This window comes from Ureibacillus sp. FSL K6-3587, from assembly GCF_038593165.1.
In the GTDB taxonomy this organism is placed as follows: Bacteria; Bacillota; Bacilli; order Bacillales_A; family Planococcaceae; genus Ureibacillus; species Ureibacillus suwonensis.
In genome coordinates this window covers 1,922,475-1,940,743 of sequence record NZ_CP151969.1, presented here as the reverse complement: position 1 = coordinate 1,940,743, position 18,269 = coordinate 1,922,475, and the positions used below count along the sequence as shown (strand labels likewise).

At 42.7% G+C, this 18,269-nt stretch carries 10 protein-coding genes, 17 tRNA genes, 3 rRNA genes and 2 pseudogenes; 7 read left to right on the top strand and 25 right to left on the bottom strand.

The annotated features are described in order from the left end of the window. Positions 1 to 68: 68 nt before the first annotated feature. Positions 69 to 650 (bottom strand): annotated as a pseudogene (locus tag NSS77_RS09565) (3-hydroxyacyl-CoA dehydrogenase family protein); the annotation flags it as partial. A gap of 137 nt (positions 651 to 787) precedes the next feature. Here NSS77_RS09565 and NSS77_RS09560 point away from each other — a divergent pair. Next, on the top strand, positions 788 to 2,062 hold the full coding sequence (locus tag NSS77_RS09560) for an ISL3 family transposase (protein WP_342468571.1): 1,275 nt from the start codon (positions 788 to 790) through the stop codon (positions 2,060 to 2,062). A 65-nt stretch (positions 2,063 to 2,127) separates the two neighbouring features. Here the strand turns inward: NSS77_RS09560 and NSS77_RS09555 are convergent, their stop codons facing one another. Together NSS77_RS09555 and NSS77_RS09550 are read right to left on the bottom strand one after the other, a co-directional pair. Beyond that, positions 2,128 to 2,466, bottom strand: a complete 339-nt coding sequence (locus NSS77_RS09555; protein ID WP_342468570.1) for a 3-hydroxyacyl-CoA dehydrogenase NAD-binding domain-containing protein — start codon at positions 2,464 to 2,466, stop codon at positions 2,128 to 2,130. Positions 2,467 to 2,866: 400 nt separating this feature from the next. Further along, the gene (locus NSS77_RS09550; RefSeq protein ID WP_342468569.1) at positions 2,867 to 3,022 is read right to left on the bottom strand and encodes a hypothetical protein; all 156 of its coding nucleotides are present in this window, start codon (positions 3,020 to 3,022) and stop codon (positions 2,867 to 2,869) included. A gap of 148 nt (positions 3,023 to 3,170) precedes the next feature. Here NSS77_RS09550 and NSS77_RS09545 point away from each other — a divergent pair, with 148 nt between their 5' ends. Continuing rightward, positions 3,171 to 3,917, top strand: a complete 747-nt coding sequence (locus NSS77_RS09545; protein WP_342468568.1) for an ATP-binding protein — start codon at positions 3,171 to 3,173, stop codon at positions 3,915 to 3,917. A 31-nt stretch (positions 3,918 to 3,948) separates the two neighbouring features. On the opposite strand, the gene NSS77_RS09540 is transcribed toward NSS77_RS09545, so the two are convergent. Both NSS77_RS09540 and NSS77_RS09535 read right to left on the bottom strand, forming a co-directional pair. Further along, positions 3,949 to 4,608, bottom strand: coding sequence for a FusB/FusC family EF-G-binding protein (locus tag NSS77_RS09540; protein ID WP_208650618.1), 660 nt, complete (start codon positions 4,606 to 4,608; stop codon positions 3,949 to 3,951). A 339-nt stretch (positions 4,609 to 4,947) separates the two neighbouring features. Next, a pseudogene (locus tag NSS77_RS09535) lies at positions 4,948 to 5,481 on the bottom strand (metal-binding protein ZinT); the annotation flags it as partial. A gap of 37 nt (positions 5,482 to 5,518) precedes the next feature. Between NSS77_RS09535 and tnpB (NSS77_RS09530) the strand changes: the two are divergent. The 5 genes from tnpB (NSS77_RS09530) (at position 5,519) to NSS77_RS09510 (ending at position 11,296) form a co-directional block, all read left to right on the top strand. Next, entirely contained in the window at positions 5,519 to 5,716 is a 198-nt protein-coding gene (tnpB, locus tag NSS77_RS09530; protein ID WP_342468567.1) for an IS66 family insertion sequence element accessory protein TnpB, read from the top strand. A 76-nt stretch (positions 5,717 to 5,792) separates the two neighbouring features. Continuing rightward, positions 5,793 to 7,367, top strand: a complete 1,575-nt coding sequence (locus NSS77_RS09525; protein WP_342468566.1) for an IS66 family transposase — start codon at positions 5,793 to 5,795, stop codon at positions 7,365 to 7,367. Between the two features lie 440 nt (positions 7,368 to 7,807). After that, positions 7,808 to 9,136, top strand: a complete 1,329-nt coding sequence (locus tag NSS77_RS09520) for an ISL3 family transposase (RefSeq protein ID WP_342468565.1) — start codon at positions 7,808 to 7,810, stop codon at positions 9,134 to 9,136. 183 nt (positions 9,137 to 9,319) lie between these two features. Further along, on the top strand, positions 9,320 to 9,673 hold the full coding sequence (gene tnpB / locus NSS77_RS09515) for an IS66 family insertion sequence element accessory protein TnpB (RefSeq protein WP_141603390.1): 354 nt from the start codon (positions 9,320 to 9,322) through the stop codon (positions 9,671 to 9,673). Between the two features lie 3 nt (positions 9,674 to 9,676). After that, positions 9,677 to 11,296: an IS66 family transposase gene (locus NSS77_RS09510; RefSeq protein WP_211358719.1), complete on the top strand. Its 1,620-nt coding sequence runs from the start codon at positions 9,677 to 9,679 to the stop codon at positions 11,294 to 11,296. Positions 11,297 to 11,626: 330 nt separating this feature from the next. Here the strand turns inward: NSS77_RS09510 and NSS77_RS09505 are convergent. The 20 genes from NSS77_RS09505 to NSS77_RS09410 all read right to left on the bottom strand — a co-directional run bounded on the left by NSS77_RS09505 (position 11,627) and on the right by NSS77_RS09410 (position 18,151). Then, positions 11,627 to 11,709 (bottom strand) — tRNA-Leu (locus NSS77_RS09505). A 24-nt stretch (positions 11,710 to 11,733) separates the two neighbouring features. Then, a tRNA-Cys gene (locus NSS77_RS09500) sits at positions 11,734 to 11,807 on the bottom strand. A 5-nt stretch (positions 11,808 to 11,812) separates the two neighbouring features. Next, positions 11,813 to 11,887: transfer RNA gene (locus NSS77_RS09495), tRNA-Gly, on the bottom strand. Positions 11,888 to 11,895: 8 nt separating this feature from the next. Beyond that, positions 11,896 to 11,970 (bottom strand) — tRNA-Gln (locus NSS77_RS09490). Positions 11,971 to 12,056: 86 nt separating this feature from the next. Next, positions 12,057 to 12,132: transfer RNA gene (locus tag NSS77_RS09485), tRNA-His, on the bottom strand. 17 nt (positions 12,133 to 12,149) lie between these two features. After that, positions 12,150 to 12,223 (bottom strand) — tRNA-Trp (locus NSS77_RS09480). Positions 12,224 to 12,234: 11 nt separating this feature from the next. After that, positions 12,235 to 12,319, bottom strand: a tRNA-Tyr gene (locus tag NSS77_RS09475). Between the two features lie 7 nt (positions 12,320 to 12,326). Next, positions 12,327 to 12,402, bottom strand: a tRNA-Thr gene (locus tag NSS77_RS09470). Between the two features lie 14 nt (positions 12,403 to 12,416). After that, positions 12,417 to 12,492, bottom strand: a tRNA-Phe gene (locus tag NSS77_RS09465). Between the two features lie 12 nt (positions 12,493 to 12,504). After that, positions 12,505 to 12,580: transfer RNA gene (locus NSS77_RS09460), tRNA-Asp, on the bottom strand. A 6-nt stretch (positions 12,581 to 12,586) separates the two neighbouring features. After that, positions 12,587 to 12,663: transfer RNA gene (locus tag NSS77_RS09455), tRNA-Met, on the bottom strand. 16 nt (positions 12,664 to 12,679) lie between these two features. Next, positions 12,680 to 12,755, bottom strand: a tRNA-Val gene (locus NSS77_RS09450). Positions 12,756 to 12,759: 4 nt separating this feature from the next. Further along, positions 12,760 to 12,834: transfer RNA gene (locus tag NSS77_RS09445), tRNA-Glu, on the bottom strand. Between the two features lie 12 nt (positions 12,835 to 12,846). Then, a tRNA-Ser gene (locus NSS77_RS09440) sits at positions 12,847 to 12,939 on the bottom strand. 8 nt (positions 12,940 to 12,947) lie between these two features. Continuing rightward, positions 12,948 to 13,022 (bottom strand) — tRNA-Asn (locus NSS77_RS09435). A gap of 16 nt (positions 13,023 to 13,038) precedes the next feature. Beyond that, positions 13,039 to 13,154: ribosomal RNA gene (gene rrf, locus NSS77_RS09430) — 5S ribosomal RNA — on the bottom strand. 131 nt (positions 13,155 to 13,285) lie between these two features. Next, a 23S ribosomal RNA gene (locus NSS77_RS09425) occupies positions 13,286 to 16,212 on the bottom strand. Between the two features lie 135 nt (positions 16,213 to 16,347). Continuing rightward, positions 16,348 to 16,423 (bottom strand) — tRNA-Ala (locus NSS77_RS09420). 22 nt (positions 16,424 to 16,445) lie between these two features. Continuing rightward, positions 16,446 to 16,522 (bottom strand) — tRNA-Ile (locus tag NSS77_RS09415). A gap of 76 nt (positions 16,523 to 16,598) precedes the next feature. Next, positions 16,599 to 18,151 (bottom strand): 16S ribosomal RNA (locus NSS77_RS09410). The 16S, 23S and 5S rRNA genes sit together here with 17 tRNA genes alongside, the layout of an rRNA operon. Positions 18,152 to 18,269 lie beyond the last annotated feature (118 nt).

Below are 18,269 nucleotides of genomic sequence, written 5' to 3'. Positions count from 1 at the left end.
AAAGATGGATTTTATTTAATATTATCACATAGAAAAAGGAGAACTTAATCTCCTTTTTCCAATCAACTCTATTTTAAGAAATCCGGGTCAAGGTATTTCGGATTAGGGTAGTCATAGAAGCCTTTGCCGTTTTGAATGCCCATTCGTCCTTTATCAAGAAATTCTTTTTTCAAGTACTCAGCAATTTTCTCCGCTTCCTTGTCCCCCGCTTTTGCTCTCGCAAGGCACAAATTATATGGAGTATTTATGCCCACCACATCCAGAATCGCAAAAGGACCTTGAGGAGCACCCGTTGCAATCATCCATGTTTTATCTACTGTATAAGGATCGGCAATGCCGTTCACCACCAATTTTTGCGCAGCATCCAAGAACGGAACGAGCAAGGAATTTAAGATGTAGCCCGGCTGTTCTTTATACAATGGCAGCGGAACCATGCCAATCGCTTTGGCAAATTCAATGACCTCTTCAAACACTTGTCGGTCTGTTCCTTCATGTTTCATAACTTCTGCTGTGTTGTGTTTCCAAATTTCATTGGCAAAGTGCAAATTCAAAAACTTTTCAGGTCTTCCGGAAATATCGGCAAATTGGCTTGGCAACATGGTCGAGGAGTTGGATGCAAAAATGGTCTTTTCATCCGCCACTTCCCCAAGATTTTTAGGCTCTATAATATTTGGTGTTGGTGAGTATAAACCAGCACCAATTTTTTTGAACAAAAAAAAATGAGACAGTGACAAAACTCTGGTAAAATGTAATCGCCAAAACACATTTTCCAAAGGAGTTGTGTCACATGTCTCACCATCATTCTATACGAAACCTACTCAATATAAAAGACAAAAATATCACATTTGATGAAAATTTTTGTGCAGAAGAACTCATTAAAGGGGTCCAATCAAAAGTCTTTTATGGCCAATTAACTTACCAACCAAAAGCTTGTTATGCTTGTGGACATGTCTTTGATGTTCAAATCATTAAACACGGTTTTAAAACGTCTCTCATTAAAATGCCTAGCATTTCAGGTTTTCATACCTACTTAAAATTGCGTAAACAGCGTTATTTCTGTAAACATTGTCATTCCACGTTTACTTTAAAAACGAGCGTCGTGGCTAAAAACTGTTGTATTTCCAACAATACTAAAGTAGCGATTGCTTTAAACGCCAAAGATAAAATATCCGAAAAAGATATTGCGATGAAACATAATGTTTCTCATGCCACTGTCAGTCGTGTCATTGACAGCTTTTATAGCTATTATCAACCAAATGTTCACTACCTTCCAAAGCATTTGTGTTTTGATGAGTTTAAATCAGTGAAATCCGCAGCTGGAGCGATGTCCTTTATTTTCTGCGACTCTGAAACGGGGGAGATGGTGGATATCGTGGAGGACCGGAGATTACATGTCCTCAAAGAGTATTTCTTACGGTATTCCAAGAAGGCGAGAGATGCGGTAAAAACGATTGTCATCGATATGTACAGCCCTTATATTTCCTTAATCCACGAAGTTTTCCCTAAAGCGGAAATCGTACTCGACAAATTCCATATCCTCCAACTATTTAGCAGAGCTTTAAACAAAACGCGCATCAACGTCATGAATCGGGATAAAAAGAATTACAATAAATTAAAAAAATACTGGAAGCTCCTTCTGAAAGATCAAACAAAACTTGATTATAAGAACTATAAATATCATCGTTGCTTTAAAAAGCATATGTGTGAGGTGGAGATTCTCCACGATCTCATTGATTTAGATTCTGAATTAAAAGCGTCCTATGAGTTATATCAATACGTGCAACATTGCATAAAAATCAAAGACTTTGAGCTCCTAAAGAAAACATTAGAGAATAAACAAAATATCGTTTCCAGCTATATGAAAACCGCCATCAAGACAATCAACAAATACATCAATTACGTGGAGAATACGTTGAAATATGATTATAACAACGGCATTTTAGAGGGGATTAATAACAAAATCAAAGTGATTAAACGCATTTCTTTCGGTTATCGATCCTTCTATCACTTTAGAAACCGAATATTCATTACCCAAAACTTAGCGAAAATAAAAACAGCTTAGGGGAACCTCGAATTTCCCCTAAGCCATCCGATTACATATTACCAAATAATGTCACTAAAATTTATTCACCAACACCATTTGACAAAGAACCGATTTTTATAGAAGTTCGCTTTAATGTCGTACACTTCCGGCACCGCTTCGATGACAAGGTCCGCCCCTTTCACCGCTTTTTCCAAATCCGTATAAAACGTCAAATTGTTATATGCTTTTTCTACTTCTTCTTCAGTGGCGCCCAAGTCTCTTTTATATGCTTCCTGCCAAGCGCGGATTTTTTCTTTTGCTTTGTCCAAAGCTTCATCGCTGATGTCATAAAGATTGACCGGGAATCCGGAATATGCTGTTTGGAATGCGATTTGGCTTCCCAACACTCCTCCACCGGCTACTGTTACATGTTTGATATTCATCTTCATGCCCTCCGTTTCTTTAATGAATCTATTATTATTTTACTACTATAACTTTTGGGATTATATGGTTTAGGGAAAGGTTCATGAAATGTATAAATTCTTCAATCATTTTTTTATAAAATAACATTCGATACCTAATGTTTTTCCGAATGGTTTTGGTGTGATGCTTTTTGATTTGTTTCTTTTTTCTTCATAAACAGTTTCCCCAGCTATTGATTAATTTTTTGCAACTCCCTTGAGGAAATTTTTACTTCATTCCGCTCTTTAATTACATTTAATAATTGCGGGATTTGAATCACTTTAGCAGATATGAAAGGCTCCTTGAATTTCAATGTGGATAGTTGAGTAAAAACGATAATGGAATAAGTATGTAATAATTTTTCGATTCCTATGTATTTTTTTATGCCTGGATATGTCCGTAATGTATCGATTTGATCCGGTAATATAAACGTTTGATGTATTCTTCAATCTCTTCTTTATCATTTGTGTTATAGGGATAATCTTCACCAATGGTTTGGCCTTCAATTAATTCTCGCAATTGTTCTTCTGAATACACCCCTTCTTTTCCCCTTTCTTATATATTCAAGCAAAGGTCTTTTCTAACAATATATTATCAAAGGCAGTCATCCATCAGCCATTTGCCGCATACGGCAACATATTTTATAATTCTTACAGAACTTTGAAGATAAAAAGGGGTATTTACTATGGTATTAAAACTCTCAAACTCTGAAAACAAACGCCTTTACAAACCCTTTCGGAAAACGATTATGGAATACAACATGATTGAAGAAGGCGATCGGGTGGCGGTCGGCTTATCCGGGGGAAAGGACAGCTCCACTTTGCTTTATCTTCTCACACTGCTCAAGCAACAGGCTCCTTTCCAATTTGATATTGTTCCTGTTACCTTGACGCTCGGCTTTGAAGGAATGGATCTATCGCCGCTAAAAAACTATGTGGAAAGCCTCGGACATGAGCTGCATATTAAAGAAACCAACATCAGCCAAATCGTGTTTGACATCCGCCGGGAAAAAAACCCTTGTTCCTTATGTGCCAACTTGCGCAGGGGAATTTTATATGATTACGCAAAATCCCTTGGCTGCAATCTAGTTGCTTACGGCCACCATTTAGATGACGGCATTGAAACCTTTTTTATGAATCTTCTGTTTGGAGGAAAATTGGGCGTGTTTAAACCGGTATCCTATATGAGCCGTTTGGACATTACATTGATTCGCCCGATGATTGCCATTGAAGAGCAATCCATCATTCAATTCGTCAAAGCGAAAGAAATCCCTATTATACATAACCCTTGCCCTGCGGATAAAAACACGAAGCGGGAAGAGATGAAAGAACTCGTCAAAGCGTTAAGCGAAAAATACCCAAACGTGCGCCAAAACTTTTTGCATGCTGTGAAAAATGTGGATGAAGCGGATTTTTGGAATGTGGAAAAATAAAACTGTGGGTTCATGCCCACAGTTTTTTCCTTTATTTCTTTAGAACTTCAATAAAACTATTCAGTTTATCCAATGAAGTGATATTTTGATTACATTTTACGCTGTTTTTGCAAATATAATTTCCTCTATTGACATAAGATTCTTTTCCGCTTTTCACATTTGCGACAAATAGACCGATTTCTTCCAATCTATTGCATATAGAACATATGCCTTTATGTGACTCTTTAAAAGTTCCTTCGATTCCCATCAATTTGCCGTCATATTCGACTACAAGAAACTTTCTTCCTAATCCGACATCATTCCAGCCTAAATAGGAAATTTCCCTGCAATCCATTTCTACTAATGGAGGAACTTTTAATTTCCCTATTTTTGGAAAGAGTTTTCTTATTGCATTTTCCGTGAGATTCGCAAACGGAATAACATATTGTTTCAATTCATGAAGAAAATGCTTTGCTTGTGTTTCCTCTTCAATGTCGATGATTTTATATAATCGTTCACTTTGTTCTTCATTTAAATCGGGGAACAAGTTTTGAATCTTATCGAATGCATATAATTTCAAAGCATCCAGCGTTTCTTTGTCTTTAACCGATAAATGTGCTGAAATAATGTTTTTTAGTTCAAATTTAATAAAATTGAATTGATCATTTCGAATAAAAGGTTTTAAATTCATTTCTGTATTTTTGTTTTCCATTCCTGACAGCTCCTTTTTTATTATTTAAAGGATTTTTGCAAAGCTGTTTCAGAAATGGGATCATTCAGTTCATAGGCGATTTATTTAAAATCCACCCATGCAAAGTATCGCCATTTCAGTAACAGACTTTGCATGGGAAGCTCCAATTTCTGGCGGATAAATCTTCATATCTGCCATTTGCTATCACCTCCAATCAATCATATTATACAATACTTTGAAGGATTTTTTTATGAAGTTCAGAATATATGGTTTTTAGAAAATATACGTCACATCACACTATCCTTCTTTTTCTCCCTAATAGAAACCTAGAAATTAGGTTGCTATAAAGAGCTGATATAATTAATGTGCCATCATTTCCTCTGCAATTTCTTCTCCGCTTAAATGAGAGAAATAGTATGTTGGCCAATTTTCCAATTCTTTTAACAATGTTTCATGATCTGCATCCCCAAAGTAAATATGGAAATGATGTGATTTGGTCGGATATATATTGTGATCACTGAATTGAACATGTTTTGGAACTCCTTCTTCACCGTCTACCAAATCAAATAAGTAACGAACACCTCTATTTCCAGCTTCATATGTCAGTATTTCGTAACCATGGTATTTATACTTTCCTGTTTTCCCCTCCCCATTTCGATAAAATTTCATTGTATCATCCTTTATGACGATTCGTTCAATGTCTGTTTCATAGCCGATTTTATAATATTCTTTGTATTCTTCAAAAGTCTTGTCTTTCTTTGTTTCCGCTTTTTTCTTCAAAACCTCGTCCAAGGTTCCATCCAATAAATAAGGATAAACAGATTGCCAATCTCCTTCCCAGTCCGACAATTCCCTGTCTTCCACTTCATCATCTTCAAAAATTCCGGAGTAAATTTCTTTCTGTTTTTCAGCATTGTGATCATATTCATGATTGTGTTATAAATGTTTGTATTTTGATGGAGATGGCTTCGCCATGTTATACAAACGAATCGATAACGGCAAACTCCAATGGCCAAGAAACAAAAATGAAGTTCGAAATCTGACTCAGCAGGAGCTTCGATGGTTGCTGGAAGGACGCTCAATTCAACAACCGAAAGCCATCCAAAAATCGAAAAAAGGTATCTTCTAGTTACCAATTTAATGATATAATCAATTCAATATGAAATCTGTACGGAAATGTGGTGAATCGTTTGGGCGACACTTCAATGCCGACTGAAAAAGTCATTCAACTTCTTGAAGAACAGTTAACATATATGAAGAAACAAAATGATCAGTTAACCAATCAAAACAAGGAGCTATCCAAACAAATTGAAGTGTTGACTGAGCAAGTTCGCTATCTCACGAAACTTCTTTATGGTTCAAAATCCGAAAAATCAAAGTACCAAGCTCCAGATGGACAGTGTTCTTTGTTTGATGACGACCCTTTTTTTAAGGAACCTGAGCACACAGGAGAACAAAGCACGGACACCGTGACTTACACCGTTGTTCGTAAACGACATAACAAGAAAAAACGAAATGATTCTTTTATAGATGGTTTAGAAATTGAAGAAATACATCATCATCCGGAAAATCTACAATGCGAGTGTTGTCAATCACTTATGACAGAGATTGGCAGTACGGTTGTACGGGAAGAAGCGAAATTCATACCAGCTACGATGAAGCGTGTTCAGCATATTGAACACGCTTATGAGTGTAGGTCCTGTAAAAAAAATTTACATAAAAACTCACAAATCAAGCGAGGTAAAGCACCACAACCTGCCATTCAGCGAAGTATTGCAGGACCAACGGTCTTAGCAAAACTGATTTATGACAAGTTTGTCCTCTATTTGCCTTTACATCGGCAAGTAAAGGAATGGCATCGTTATGGTTTACTAACCAATGATAAAAACCTATCAAACTGGGTGATTCGCACGGCAGAAGATTGGCTTCTTCCATTATATAATCGAATGAAAGAAACCCTCATGAAAAAATCAATTCTTCATGTCGATGAAACCTATGCCCAAGTATTGAACCGCTCAGATGGAAAGCCAGCTCAATCTAAAGCTTACAACTGGGTGTTCCGTAGCGTTGCTTCCCAAGGACCGGCAATTGTTCTGTTCCATAGTGCTTTATCCCGTAGTCGGGAAATTTTGACTGACTTTATGAAAGGCTTTAAAGGGACGATTATCTGCGATGGATATTCTGCATACCATGATGTACCAAATATTCATTTTGCCAACTGCTGGGCTCATGTTCGTCGATACTGGTTAAAAGCCGAAAGTAAAAATGGACGGATTGGTGTCGATTATTGTGATCGACTTTACCGCCTAGAACGGAAATTTAAGAAACTTCGGCCGAGCGAACGGAGAAAAGCTAGACAAAAAGAGTCCAAACCTATTGTCGAGGCATTTTTCAAATGGATTGAAGAATCTCCTTTCTATGGGAAGAATGCCCTTGCCAAAGCTGCGGAGTATACATTGAAGCACGCCGAAGGTCTAAAAGCTTTTCTGTATGATGGGCGCATTGAAATGGATAACAATCCAGCTGAAAATGCGATTCGCCCAAATGTCATTGGACGTAAAAATTGGCTGTTTTCCGTCAGTGAATCGGGAGCCGATGCGAATGCCATCTGTTTAAGCTTGGCTGAAACGGCAAAAGCGAATGGCATTGATTTTTATCAATACCTAGCGAAAGTATTGTCGGAACTCCCAAGTTTACCAATCCATCAACAGCCAAAAATATTAGATTGCTATTTACCATGGTCGAAAACCATTCGTGAATCATGTGCAATAGCAAAATAGCCCTCAATCTGAAAAAATTCAAGATTGTAGGGCTATTTGTCATGCGTACTAATAGGTACGCTTTTTTAATCCCTGTTTTAAGTTTTTCAATGCGTCATTTGAATTCGGGCTTACTTTGGACTCTAATTTTACAGGCACGATATTGAGTTTTTCCGTTGTCAAAAAAAGAACACCTCCTCTGTAATTGTTACTTTCATCTTACAGGGAGGTGTCATTGATTTATAGGCGTTGTTTGATTTCGGGCTTACTATTTATCTCCTATATTTCGGGCTTACTTGACAAAGAACCATATTATAGAGCCTATAAATCGGCTCTATAATATTTGGTGTTGGTGAGTATAAACCAGCACCAATTTTTTTGAACAAAAAAAAAATGAGACAGTGACAAAACTCTGGTAAAATGTAATCGCCAAAACACATTTTCCAAAGGAGTTGTGTCACATGTCTCACCATCATTCTATACGAAACCTACTCAATATAAAAGACAAAAATATCACATTTGATGAAAATTTTTGTGCAGAAGAACTCATTAAAGGGGTCCAATCAAAAGTCTTTTATGGCCAATTAACTTACCAACCAAAAGCTTGTTATGCTTGTGGACATGTCTTTGATGTTCAAATCATTAAACACGGTTTTAAAACGTCTCTCATTAAAATGCCTAGCATTTCAGGTTTTCATACCTACTTAAAATTGCGTAAACAGCGTTATTTCTGTAAACATTGTCATTCCACGTTTACTTTAAAAACGAGCGTCGTGGCTAAAAACTGTTGTATTTCCAACAATACTAAAGTAGCGATTGCTTTAAACGCCAAAGATAAAATATCCGAAAAAGATATTGCGATGAAACATAATGTTTCTCATGCCACTGTCAGTCGTGTCATTGACAGCTTTTATAGCTATTATCAACCAAATGTTCACTACCTTCCAAAGCATTTGTGTTTTGATGAGTTTAAATCAGTGAAATCCGCAGCTGGAGCGATGTCCTTTATTTTCTGCGACTCTGAAACGGGGGAGATGGTGGATATCGTGGAGGACCGGAGATTACATGTCCTCAAAGAGTATTTCTTACGGTATTCCAAGAAGGCGAGAGATGCGGTAAAAACGATTGTCATCGATATGTACAGCCCTTATATTTCCTTAATCCACGAAGTTTTCCCTAAAGCGGAAATCGTACTCGACAAATTCCATATCCTCCAACTATTTAGCAGAGCTTTAAACAAAACGCGCATCAACGTCATGAATCGGGATAAAAAGAATTACAATAAATTAAAAAAATACTGGAAGCTCCTTCTGAAAGATCAAACAAAACTTGATTATAAGAACTATAAATATCATCGTTGCTTTAAAAAGCATATGTGTGAGGTGGAGATTCTCCACTATCTCATTGATTTAGATTCTGAATTAAAAGCGTCCTATGAGTTATATCAATACGTGCAACATTGCATAAAAATCAAAGACTTTGAGCTCCTAAAGAAAACATTAGAGAATAAACAAAATATCGTTTCCAGCTATATGAAAACCGCCATCAAGACAATCAACAAATACATCAATTACGTGGAGAATACGTTGAAATATGATTATAACAACGGCATTTTAGAGGGGATTAATAACAAAATCAAAGTGATTAAACGCATTTCTTTCGGTTATCGATCCTTCTATCACTTTAGAAACCGAATATTCGTAAGCCCGAAATCAAACAACGCCTATAAATCAATGACACCTCCCTGTAAGATGAAAGTAACAATTACAGAGGAGGTGTTCTTTTTTTGACAACGGAAAAACTCAATATCGTGCCTGTAAAATTAGAGTCCAAATCTGATCCAACTCCATCCCCAGCAAGTCGTGGTCCACTCAGACCAATATGCGTCATTCAATCCAATCAGTGTAAAATCTCCTTCTACCCCGGTGTCAAACCTCAATTACTTCAAGCGGTTATCAGGGAGTTGAATCGAAATGATTCATGATTTTACAAAATGCAAAAATATCTATATCATTTGCGGTCATACAGATATGCGAAAAGGAATCGACGGTCTAGCAACGCTAATTCAGGATTCATTCGAACTCGATCCATACAGCGAGGCAATCTTCTTGTTTTGCGGTCGAAGGAAAGATCGTTATAAATGTTTATACTTTGATGGAGATGGCTTCGCTATGCTTTATAAACGATTGGATAATGGCAAACTCCAATGGCCACGAAATAAAAATGAAGTTCGTCGGCTCACGCAACAACAACTTCGTTGGTTACTTGAAGGACTCACAATTCATCAACCGAAAGCCATACAAAAATCTAAAAAAGGTGTCTTTTAACCAATGATTACTAGTGATATAATCAAGACATTATTGAATTTGGACGGAAATGTGGTGAATGATGTGAGCAATGATTCGAATGAAAAATTAATTCAATTATTAGAAGAACAACTCGCGCAATCCAATAAGAGAAATGAAGAACTGTTGAAACAAATTGAATCGTTGTCACAACAAGTTCGCTATTTAACAAAGCTTCTTTATGGCTCAAAATCAGAAAAATCAAAGTACCAAGCTCCAGATGGACAATGTTCTTTATTTGATGATGACTCTTTTTTTAACGAACCTGAGCACACAGAAGAACAAAGCACGGACACTGTTACCTATACAGTTGTTCGTAAAATACATAAAAAGAAACGAAACGATTTCTTCGTGGATGGTTTAGAAATTGAAGAAATTCATCATCACCCTGAAAACTTACAATGCGAGTGTTGTCAATCTCAGATGACAGAGATCGGCAGCACGATTGTTCGTGAGGAAGCAAAATTTATACCGGCTATTGTGAAGCGTGTTCGACATATCGAACACGCTTATGAGTGCAGGAATTGTAAAAAAGATCTCAGCAAAAATTCACAAATCAAACGAGGCAAAGCACCACAACCAGCGATTCAACGAAGTATTGCTGGACCAACGGTCTTGGCAAAAATCATCTACGATAAGTTTGTTCAATATTTACCTTTATATCGCCAGGTAAAGGAATGGAACCATTATGGTCTCCTTACAAACGATAAAAATTTATCGAACTGGGTGATTCGAATCGCGGAGGATTGGCTTCATCCAATCTACCATCGTATGAAAGAGCTCCTTATGAAAAAATCAATTCTTCATATTGATGAAACATACGCTCAAATACTCAACCGTTCGGATGGAAAGTCGGCTCAGTCTAATGCTTATAACTGGGTATTCCGAAGCGTTGCTTCTCAAGGGCCGACCATCGTCATGTTTCATAGTGCGTTATCGCGAAGTCGGGAAGTTTTAAAAGACTTCGTGGAAAAGTTCAAGGGAACCATCATTTGTGACGGATATTCTGCATACGCTGGTTTACCTAACGTCACATTCGCCAATTGTTGGGCACATGTGCGTAGAAAATGGCTAAAAGCCAACAGTAAAAACGCCGAAAAAGGTGTAGAATATTGTAATCGACTCTACGAATTGGAACGAAAGTTTAAGAAACTTTCACCAAGCAAACGTCGAAAAGCACGAAAAAAATATTCCAAACCGATTGTGGAAGAATTCTTACAATGGGTAGATGAATCTCCTTTTTACGGCAAAAGTGCCCTTGCGGAAGCGGCAAACTATACCTTGAAACATGCCGAAGGTCTAAAAGCATTTCTATATGACGGTCGAATTGCGATTGACAATAACCCAGCAGAAAATGCGATTCGTCCGAGTGTGATTGGTCGGAAGAACTGGCTTTTCTCTGTGAGTGAATTGGGAGCTGATGCCAATGCCGTTTGTTTGAGTTTAGCTGAAACGACAAAAGCTAATGGAATTGATTTCTATCAATACTTGGTCAAAGTATTGACAGAACTCCCAAACCTCCCAATCCATCAGCAACCAGAAATAATCGATCGCTACTTGCCTTGGTCTAAAAATATACGTGAATCATGTGCAATAGCAAAATAGCCCTCAATCTGAAAAAATTCAAGATTGTAGGGCTATTTGTCATGCGTACTAATAGGTACGCTTTTTTAATCCCTGTTTTAAGTTTTTCAATGCGTCATTTGAATTCGGGCTTACGAATATTCATTACCCAAAACTTAGCGAAAATAAAAACAGCTTAGGGGAACCTCGAATTTCCCCTAAGCCATCCGATTACATATTACCAAATAATGTCACTAAAATTTATTCACCAACACCATTTGACAAAGAACCTATAAATCTTATTCCGTATAACAAAAAAACGTTTCCCAAATTATCAGGAAACGTTTTTTTGGAACTTACTTTAATCATGGATGCCGATGGTGGGAGTCGAACCCACACTCCTTTTGGGAACACGATTTTGAGTCGTGCGCGTCTGCCAATTCCGCCACATCGGCGTAATATTATTTTTTTGTCTCATTTGGAGGCGGCTACCGGATTCGAACCGGTGATAAGGGTGTTGCAGACCCGTGCCTTACCACTTGGCTAAGCCGCCAACACTGGAGCGGAAGACGGGACTCGAACCCGCGACCCCCACCTTGGCAAGGTGGTGTTCTACCACTGAACTACTTCCGCATACTTGATGGCTGGGGTACCAGGATTCGAACCTGGGCATGACGGAATCAAAATCCGTTGCCTTACCACTTGGCTATACCCCAATTATATCATATAAAATCCTTATATTCTATATTGGTGGAAACCTAATGGAATCCTTTTTTATTTTCGAATCCATTTTCAGTTTTTATGGGGCGACTGATGGGAATCGAACCCACGAATGCCGGAGCCACAATCCGGTGCGTTAACCACTTCGCCACAGTCGCCATCATGTCTGGTTCATTGGCAGGGGCAGTAGGAATCGAACCCACACTGAAGGTTTTGGAGACCTTTGTTCTACCATTAAACTATGCCCCTGTAATATCAGATGGTGGAGGGGGGCGGATTCGAACCGCCGAACCCAAAGGGAACGGATTTACAGTCCGTCGCGTTTAGCCACTTCGCTACCCCTCCGAAAGTATGGTGCCGGCGAAAGGAATCGAACCCTCAACCTACTGATTACAAGTCAGTTGCTCTACCAGTTGAGCTACGCCGGCATTTATTTTCAAAATGGTGGGTTGGGGCGGAATCGAACCGCCGACACGAGGATTTTCAGTCCTCTGCTCTACCGACTGAGCTACCGACCCACTATTTTTTAATGGCGGTCCCGACGGGACTCGAACCCGCGATCTCCTGCGTGACAGGCAGGCATGTTAACCACTACACCACGGGACCACTCTTTGGTTGCGGGGGCAGGATTTGAACCTGCGACCTCCGGGTTATGAGCCCGACGAGCTACCAGACTGCTCTACCCCGCGATAATAAGTATTTTTATGGTGGAGGATGACGGGATCGAACCGCCGACCCTCTGCTTGTAAGGCAGATGCTCTCCCAGCTGAGCTAATCCTCCATATTGGTGACCCCTACGGGATTCGAACCCGTGTTACCGCCGTGAAAGGGCGGTGTCTTAACCACTTGACCAAGGGGCCAATCCTTAATAATGGCGGAGAGTAAGGGATTTGAACCCTTGAGACAGGTTATCCCCGTCTACACGATTTCCAATCGTGCTCCTTCAGCCACTCGGACAACTCTCCAAGAAGCATGGCTCCGAAGGTAGGATTCGAACCTACGACCAATCGGTTAACAGCCGATTGCTCTACCACTGAGCTACTTCGGAATGATTCTATTTTCAAGCCCAGCGACGTCCTACTCTCGCAGGGGGAAGCCCCCAACTACCATCGGCGCTAAAGAGCTTAACTTCCGTGTTCGGTATGGGAACGGGTGTGACCTCTTTGCTATCATCACTAGGCTTGTTTTCTCACCGAAAGACAAATATTATTATATCATATTTCGTTTATTTGTCAAGTATTTATTTGAATTTTTTTAGTAGTTGAGAGGTTGTTCTCTCAAAACTGGATAACGGCATTGAAAGCTTTTCTTTTGGTTAAGTCCTCGATCGATTAGTATCCGTCAGCTCCACACGTCACCGTGCTTCCACCTCGGACCTATCTACCTCATCGTCTTTGAGGGATCTTACTTGCTTATGCAATGGGAAATCTCATCTTGAGGGGGGCTTCATGCTTAGATGCTTTCAGCACTTATCCCGTCCACACATAGCTACCCAGCTGTGCCTTTGGCAAGACAACTGGTACACCAGCGGTGTGTCCATCCCGGTCCTCTCGTACTAAGGACAGCTCCTCTCAAATTTCCTGCGCCCACGACGGATAGGGACCGAACTGTCTCACGACGTTCTGAACCCAGCTCGCGTACCGCTTTAATGGGCGAACAGCCCAACCCTTGGGACCGACTACAGCCCCAGGATGCGATGAGCCGACATCGAGGTGCCAAACCTCCCCGTCGATGTGGACTCTTGGGGGAGATAAGCCTGTTATCCCCGGGGTAGCTTTTATCCGTTGAGCGATGGCCCTTCCATGCGGAACCACCGGATCACTAAGCCCGTCTTTCGACCCTGCTCGACTTGTAGGTCTCGCAGTCAAGCTCCCTTATGCCTTTACACTCTGCGAATGATTTCCAACCATTCTGAGGGAACCTTTGGGCGCCTCCGTTACCTTTTGGGAGGCGACCGCCCCAGTCAAACTGTCCACCTGACACTGTCTCCCAAGCCGATCAGGCTTGCGGGTTAGAATTTCAGTACAACCAGGGTAGTATCCCAAGGGCGCCTCCAGGGAAGCTGGCGCTCCCCCTTCTACGGCTCCTACCTATCCTGTACAAGTTGCACCGAAATTCAATATCAGGTTACAGTAAAGCTCCACGGGGTCTTTCCGTCCTGTCGCGGGTAACCTGCATCTTCACAGGTACTATAATTTCACCGAGTCTCTCGTTGAGACAGTGCCCAGATCGTTACGCCTTTCGTGCGGGTCGGAACTTACCCGACAAGGAATTTCGCTACCTTAGGACCGTTATAGTTACGGCCGCCGTTTACTGGGGCTTCAATTCGGAGCTTCGCTTGCGCTAACTCCTCCTCTTAACCTTCCAGCACCGGGCAGGCGTCAGCCCCTATACGTCACCTTGCGGTTTTGCAGAGACCTGTGTTTTTGATAAACAGTCGCCTGGGCCTATTCACTGCGGCTCATCGGGGCTTGCACCCCAATGAGCACCCCTTCTCCCGAAGTTACGGGGTCATTTTGCCGAGTTCCTTAACGAGAGTTCTCTCGCTCACCTTAGGATTCTCTCCTCGACTACCTGTGTCGGTTTGCGGTACGGGCACCTCCCGCCTCGCTAGAGGCTTTTCTTGGCAGTGTGAAATCAGGAACTTCGCCTCCTAAGAGGCTCCCCATCACCGCTTGGCGTTATGGGAAGCGGATTTGCCTACTTCCCCGCCTTGCGGCTTGGACACGCGCGACCAACGGCGTGCTTTCCCTATCCTCCTGCGTCCCCCCATTGCTCAAACGGCGGGGAGGTGGTACAGGAATATCAACCTGTTGTCCATCGCCTACGCCTTTCGGCCTCGGCTTAGGTCCCGACTAACCCTGAGCGGACGAGCCTTCCTCAGGAAACCTTAGTCATTCGGTGGATGGGATTCTCACCCATCTTTCGCTACTCATACCGGCATTCTCACTTCTAAGCGCTCCACCAGTCCTTCCGGTCTGACTTCTGCGCACTTAGAACGCTCTCCTACCACTCGTGCGAAGCACGAATCCACAGCTTCGGTGAACCGTTTAGCCCCGATACATTTTCGGCGCAGCGTCACTCGACCAGTGAGCTATTACGCACTCTTTAAATGATGGCTGCTTCTAAGCCAACATCCTGGTTGTCTAAGCAACGCCACATCCTTTTCCACTTAACGGTTACTTTGGGACCTTAGCTGGTGGTCTGGGCTGTTTCCCTCTTGACCACGGATCTTATCACTCGTAGTCTGACTCCCGCGTCTAAATAGCTGGCATTCGGAGTTTGTCTGAATTCGGTAACCCGAGGTGGGCCCCTAGTCCAAACAGTGCTCTACCTCCAGTATTCGTTACGCGAGGCTAGCCCTAAAGCTATTTCGGAGAGAACCAGCTATCTCCAAGTTCGATTGGAATTTCTCCGCTACCCACACCTCATCCCCGCACTTTTCAACGTGCGTGGGTTCGGGCCTCCAGTGAGTGTTACCTCACCTTCACCCTGGACATGGGTAGATCACCTGGTTTCGGGTCTACGACCACGTACTCTTTCGCCCTATTCAGACTCGCTTTCGCTGCGGCTCCGTCTCCTCGACTTAACCTTGCACGTAATCGTAACTCGCCGGTTCATTCTACAAAAGGCACGCCATCACCCGTTAACGGGCTCTGACTACTTGTAGGCACACGGTTTCAGGTTCTCTTTCACTCCCCTCCCGGGGTGCTTTTCACCTTTCCCTCACGGTACTGGTTCACTATCGGTCACTAGGGAGTATTTAGCCTTGGGAGATGGTCCTCCCGGATTCCGACGGAATTTCACGTGTTCCGCCGTACTCAGGATCCACTCTGGAGAGGATGGATTTTCGACTACAGGGCTGTTACCTTCTACGGCCGTCCTTTCCAGAACGGTTCGTCTAACCCATCCTTTTGTAACTCCGTATAGAGTGTCCTACAACCCCAAGAGGCAAGCCTCTTGGTTTGGGCTGTTCCCGTTTCGCTCGCCGCTACTCAGGGAATCGATGTTTCTTTCTTCTCCTCCAGGTACTTAGATGTTTCAGTTCCCTGGGTGTGCCCTCTTAACGCTATGAATTCACGTTAAGATACTGCTCCATTACGAGCAGTGGGTTGCCCCATTCGGAAATCTCCGGATCAAAGCTTACTTACAGCTCCCCGAAGCATATCGGTGTTAGTCCCGTCCTTCATCGGCTCCTAGTGCCAAGGCATCCACCGTGCGCCCTTACTAACTTAACCTAAAAATTAAGAGCTTACAGTAAATTTCTTGCTTTCAATGTCGTTTATCCAGTTTTCAAAGAACAACAGCAATATTCCAAAGCTGGTATAACCACGAGATGGATTGTTTCATCTACGAAAGTCATACGGAATATATGGTGGAGCATAGCGGGATCGAACCGCTGACCTCCTGCGTGCAAAGCAGGCGCTCTCCCAGCTGAGCTAATGCCCCGTATTTTAGTTTTATTATATTATGGTGGGCCTAAATGGACTTGAACCATCGACCTCACGCTTATCAGGCGTGCGCTCTAACCAGCTGAGCTATAGGCCCATCCTATCGTTAACTTCGAGGGAATGAACCCTCAAAACTGAACAACAAAACGCGCTTTCCGTTTTATAATCCTTAGAAAGGAGGTGATCCAGCCGCACCTTCCGATACGGCTACCTTGTTACGACTTCACCCCAATCATCTGTCCCACCTTCGGCGGCTGGCTCCCGGAGGGTTACCTCACCGACTTCGGGTGTTACAGACTCTCGTGGTGTGACGGGCGGTGTGTACAAGGCCCGGGAACGTATTCACCGCGGCATGCTGATCCGCGATTACTAGCGATTCCGGCTTCATGCAGGCGAGTTGCAGCCTGCAATCCGAACTGAGAGTGGCTTTTTGGGATTCGCTCCCCCTCGCGGGTTCGCTGCCCTTTGTACCACCCATTGTAGCACGTGTGTAGCCCAGGTCATAAGGGGCATGATGATTTGACGTCATCCCCACCTTCCTCCGTATTTGTACGGCAGTCTCCTTAGAGTGCCCAACTGAATGATGGCAACTAAGGACAAGGGTTGCGCTCGTTGCGGGACTTAACCCAACATCTCACGACACGAGCTGACGACAACCATGCACCACCTGTCACCGCTGTCCCCGAAGGGAAGGCCATGTCTCCATGGCGGTCAGCGGGATGTCAAGACCTGGTAAGGTTCTTCGCGTTGCTTCGAATTAAACCACATGCTCCACCGCTTGTGCGGGCCCCCGTCAATTCCTTTGAGTTTCAGTCTTGCGACCGTACTCCCCAGGCGGAGTGCTTAATGCGTTAGCTGCAGCACTAAGGGGCGGAAACCCCCTAACACCTAGCACTCATCGTTTACGGCGTGGACTACCAGGGTATCTAATCCTGTTTGCTCCCCACGCTTTCGCGCCTCAGCGTCAGTTACAGGCCAGGAAGCCGCCTTCGCCACTGGTGTTCCTCCATATCTCTACGCATTTCACCGCTACACATGGAATTCCACTTCCCTCTCCTGCACTCAAGTCTCCCAGTTTCCAATGACCCTCCCCGGTTGAGCCGGGGGCTTTCACATCAGACTTAAGAGACCGCCTGCGCGCGCTTTACGCCCAATAATTCCGGACAACGCTTGCCACCTACGTATTACCGCGGCTGCTGGCACGTAGTTAGCCGTGGCTTTCTAGTAAGGTACCGTCAGGGCGCAGCCAGTGACTGCTGCGCTTGTTCTTCCCTTACAACAGAGCTTTACGATCCGAAGACCTTCTTCGCTCACGCGGCGTTGCTCCATCAGGCTTTCGCCCATTGTGGAAGATTCCCTACTGCTGCCTCCCGTAGGAGTCTGGGCCGTGTCTCAGTCCCAGTGTGGCCGATCACCCTCTCAGGTCGGCTACGCATCGTCGCCTTGGTAGGCCGTTACCCCACCAACTAGCTAATGCGCCGCGGGCCCATCCTATAGTGATAGCAGAACCATCTTTCAACCCCGAAGCATGCGCTTCGGTGTGTTATCCGGTATTAGCACGCGTTTCCGCGAGTTATCCCGGTCTATAGGGCAGGTTACCCACGTGTTACTCACCCGTCCGCCGCTAACCAATTAAAAAGCAAGCTTTCTAATTGGTCCGCTCGACTTGCATGTATTAGGCACGCCGCCAGCGTTCGTCCTGAGCCAGGATCAAACTCTCCATAAAAGAAAAGTTGATTAGCTCAAAAATATTGTTCAAATTTAGTTCTGTAACGAGGGTTACGAACTAAAATTTGCGCGTCTGTTGTTCAGTTTTCAAGGTTCGTTCTTTACCGCTTTTTTAA

Excerpts from the sequence above, each read along its gene's own strand:
- NSS77_RS09540 (WP_208650618.1), bottom strand. The coding sequence starts at position 4,608 with ATGGAAAACAAAAATACAGAAATGAATTTAAAACCTTTTATTCGAAAT.
- NSS77_RS09560 (WP_342468571.1), top strand. The coding sequence starts at position 788 with ATGTCTCACCATCATTCTATACGAAACCTACTCAATATAAAAGACAAA.
- NSS77_RS09555 (WP_342468570.1), bottom strand. The coding sequence starts at position 2,466 with ATGAATATCAAACATGTAACAGTAGCCGGTGGAGGAGTGTTGGGAAGC.
- NSS77_RS09545 (WP_342468568.1), top strand. The coding sequence starts at position 3,171 with ATGGTATTAAAACTCTCAAACTCTGAAAACAAACGCCTTTACAAACCC.
- NSS77_RS09510 (WP_211358719.1), top strand. The coding sequence starts at position 9,677 with ATGATTACTAGTGATATAATCAAGACATTATTGAATTTGGACGGAAAT.
- NSS77_RS09525 (WP_342468566.1), top strand. The coding sequence starts at position 5,793 with ATGCCGACTGAAAAAGTCATTCAACTTCTTGAAGAACAGTTAACATAT.
- NSS77_RS09520 (WP_342468565.1), top strand. The coding sequence starts at position 7,808 with ATGTCTCACCATCATTCTATACGAAACCTACTCAATATAAAAGACAAA.
- tnpB (WP_141603390.1), top strand. The coding sequence starts at position 9,320 with ATGATTCATGATTTTACAAAATGCAAAAATATCTATATCATTTGCGGT.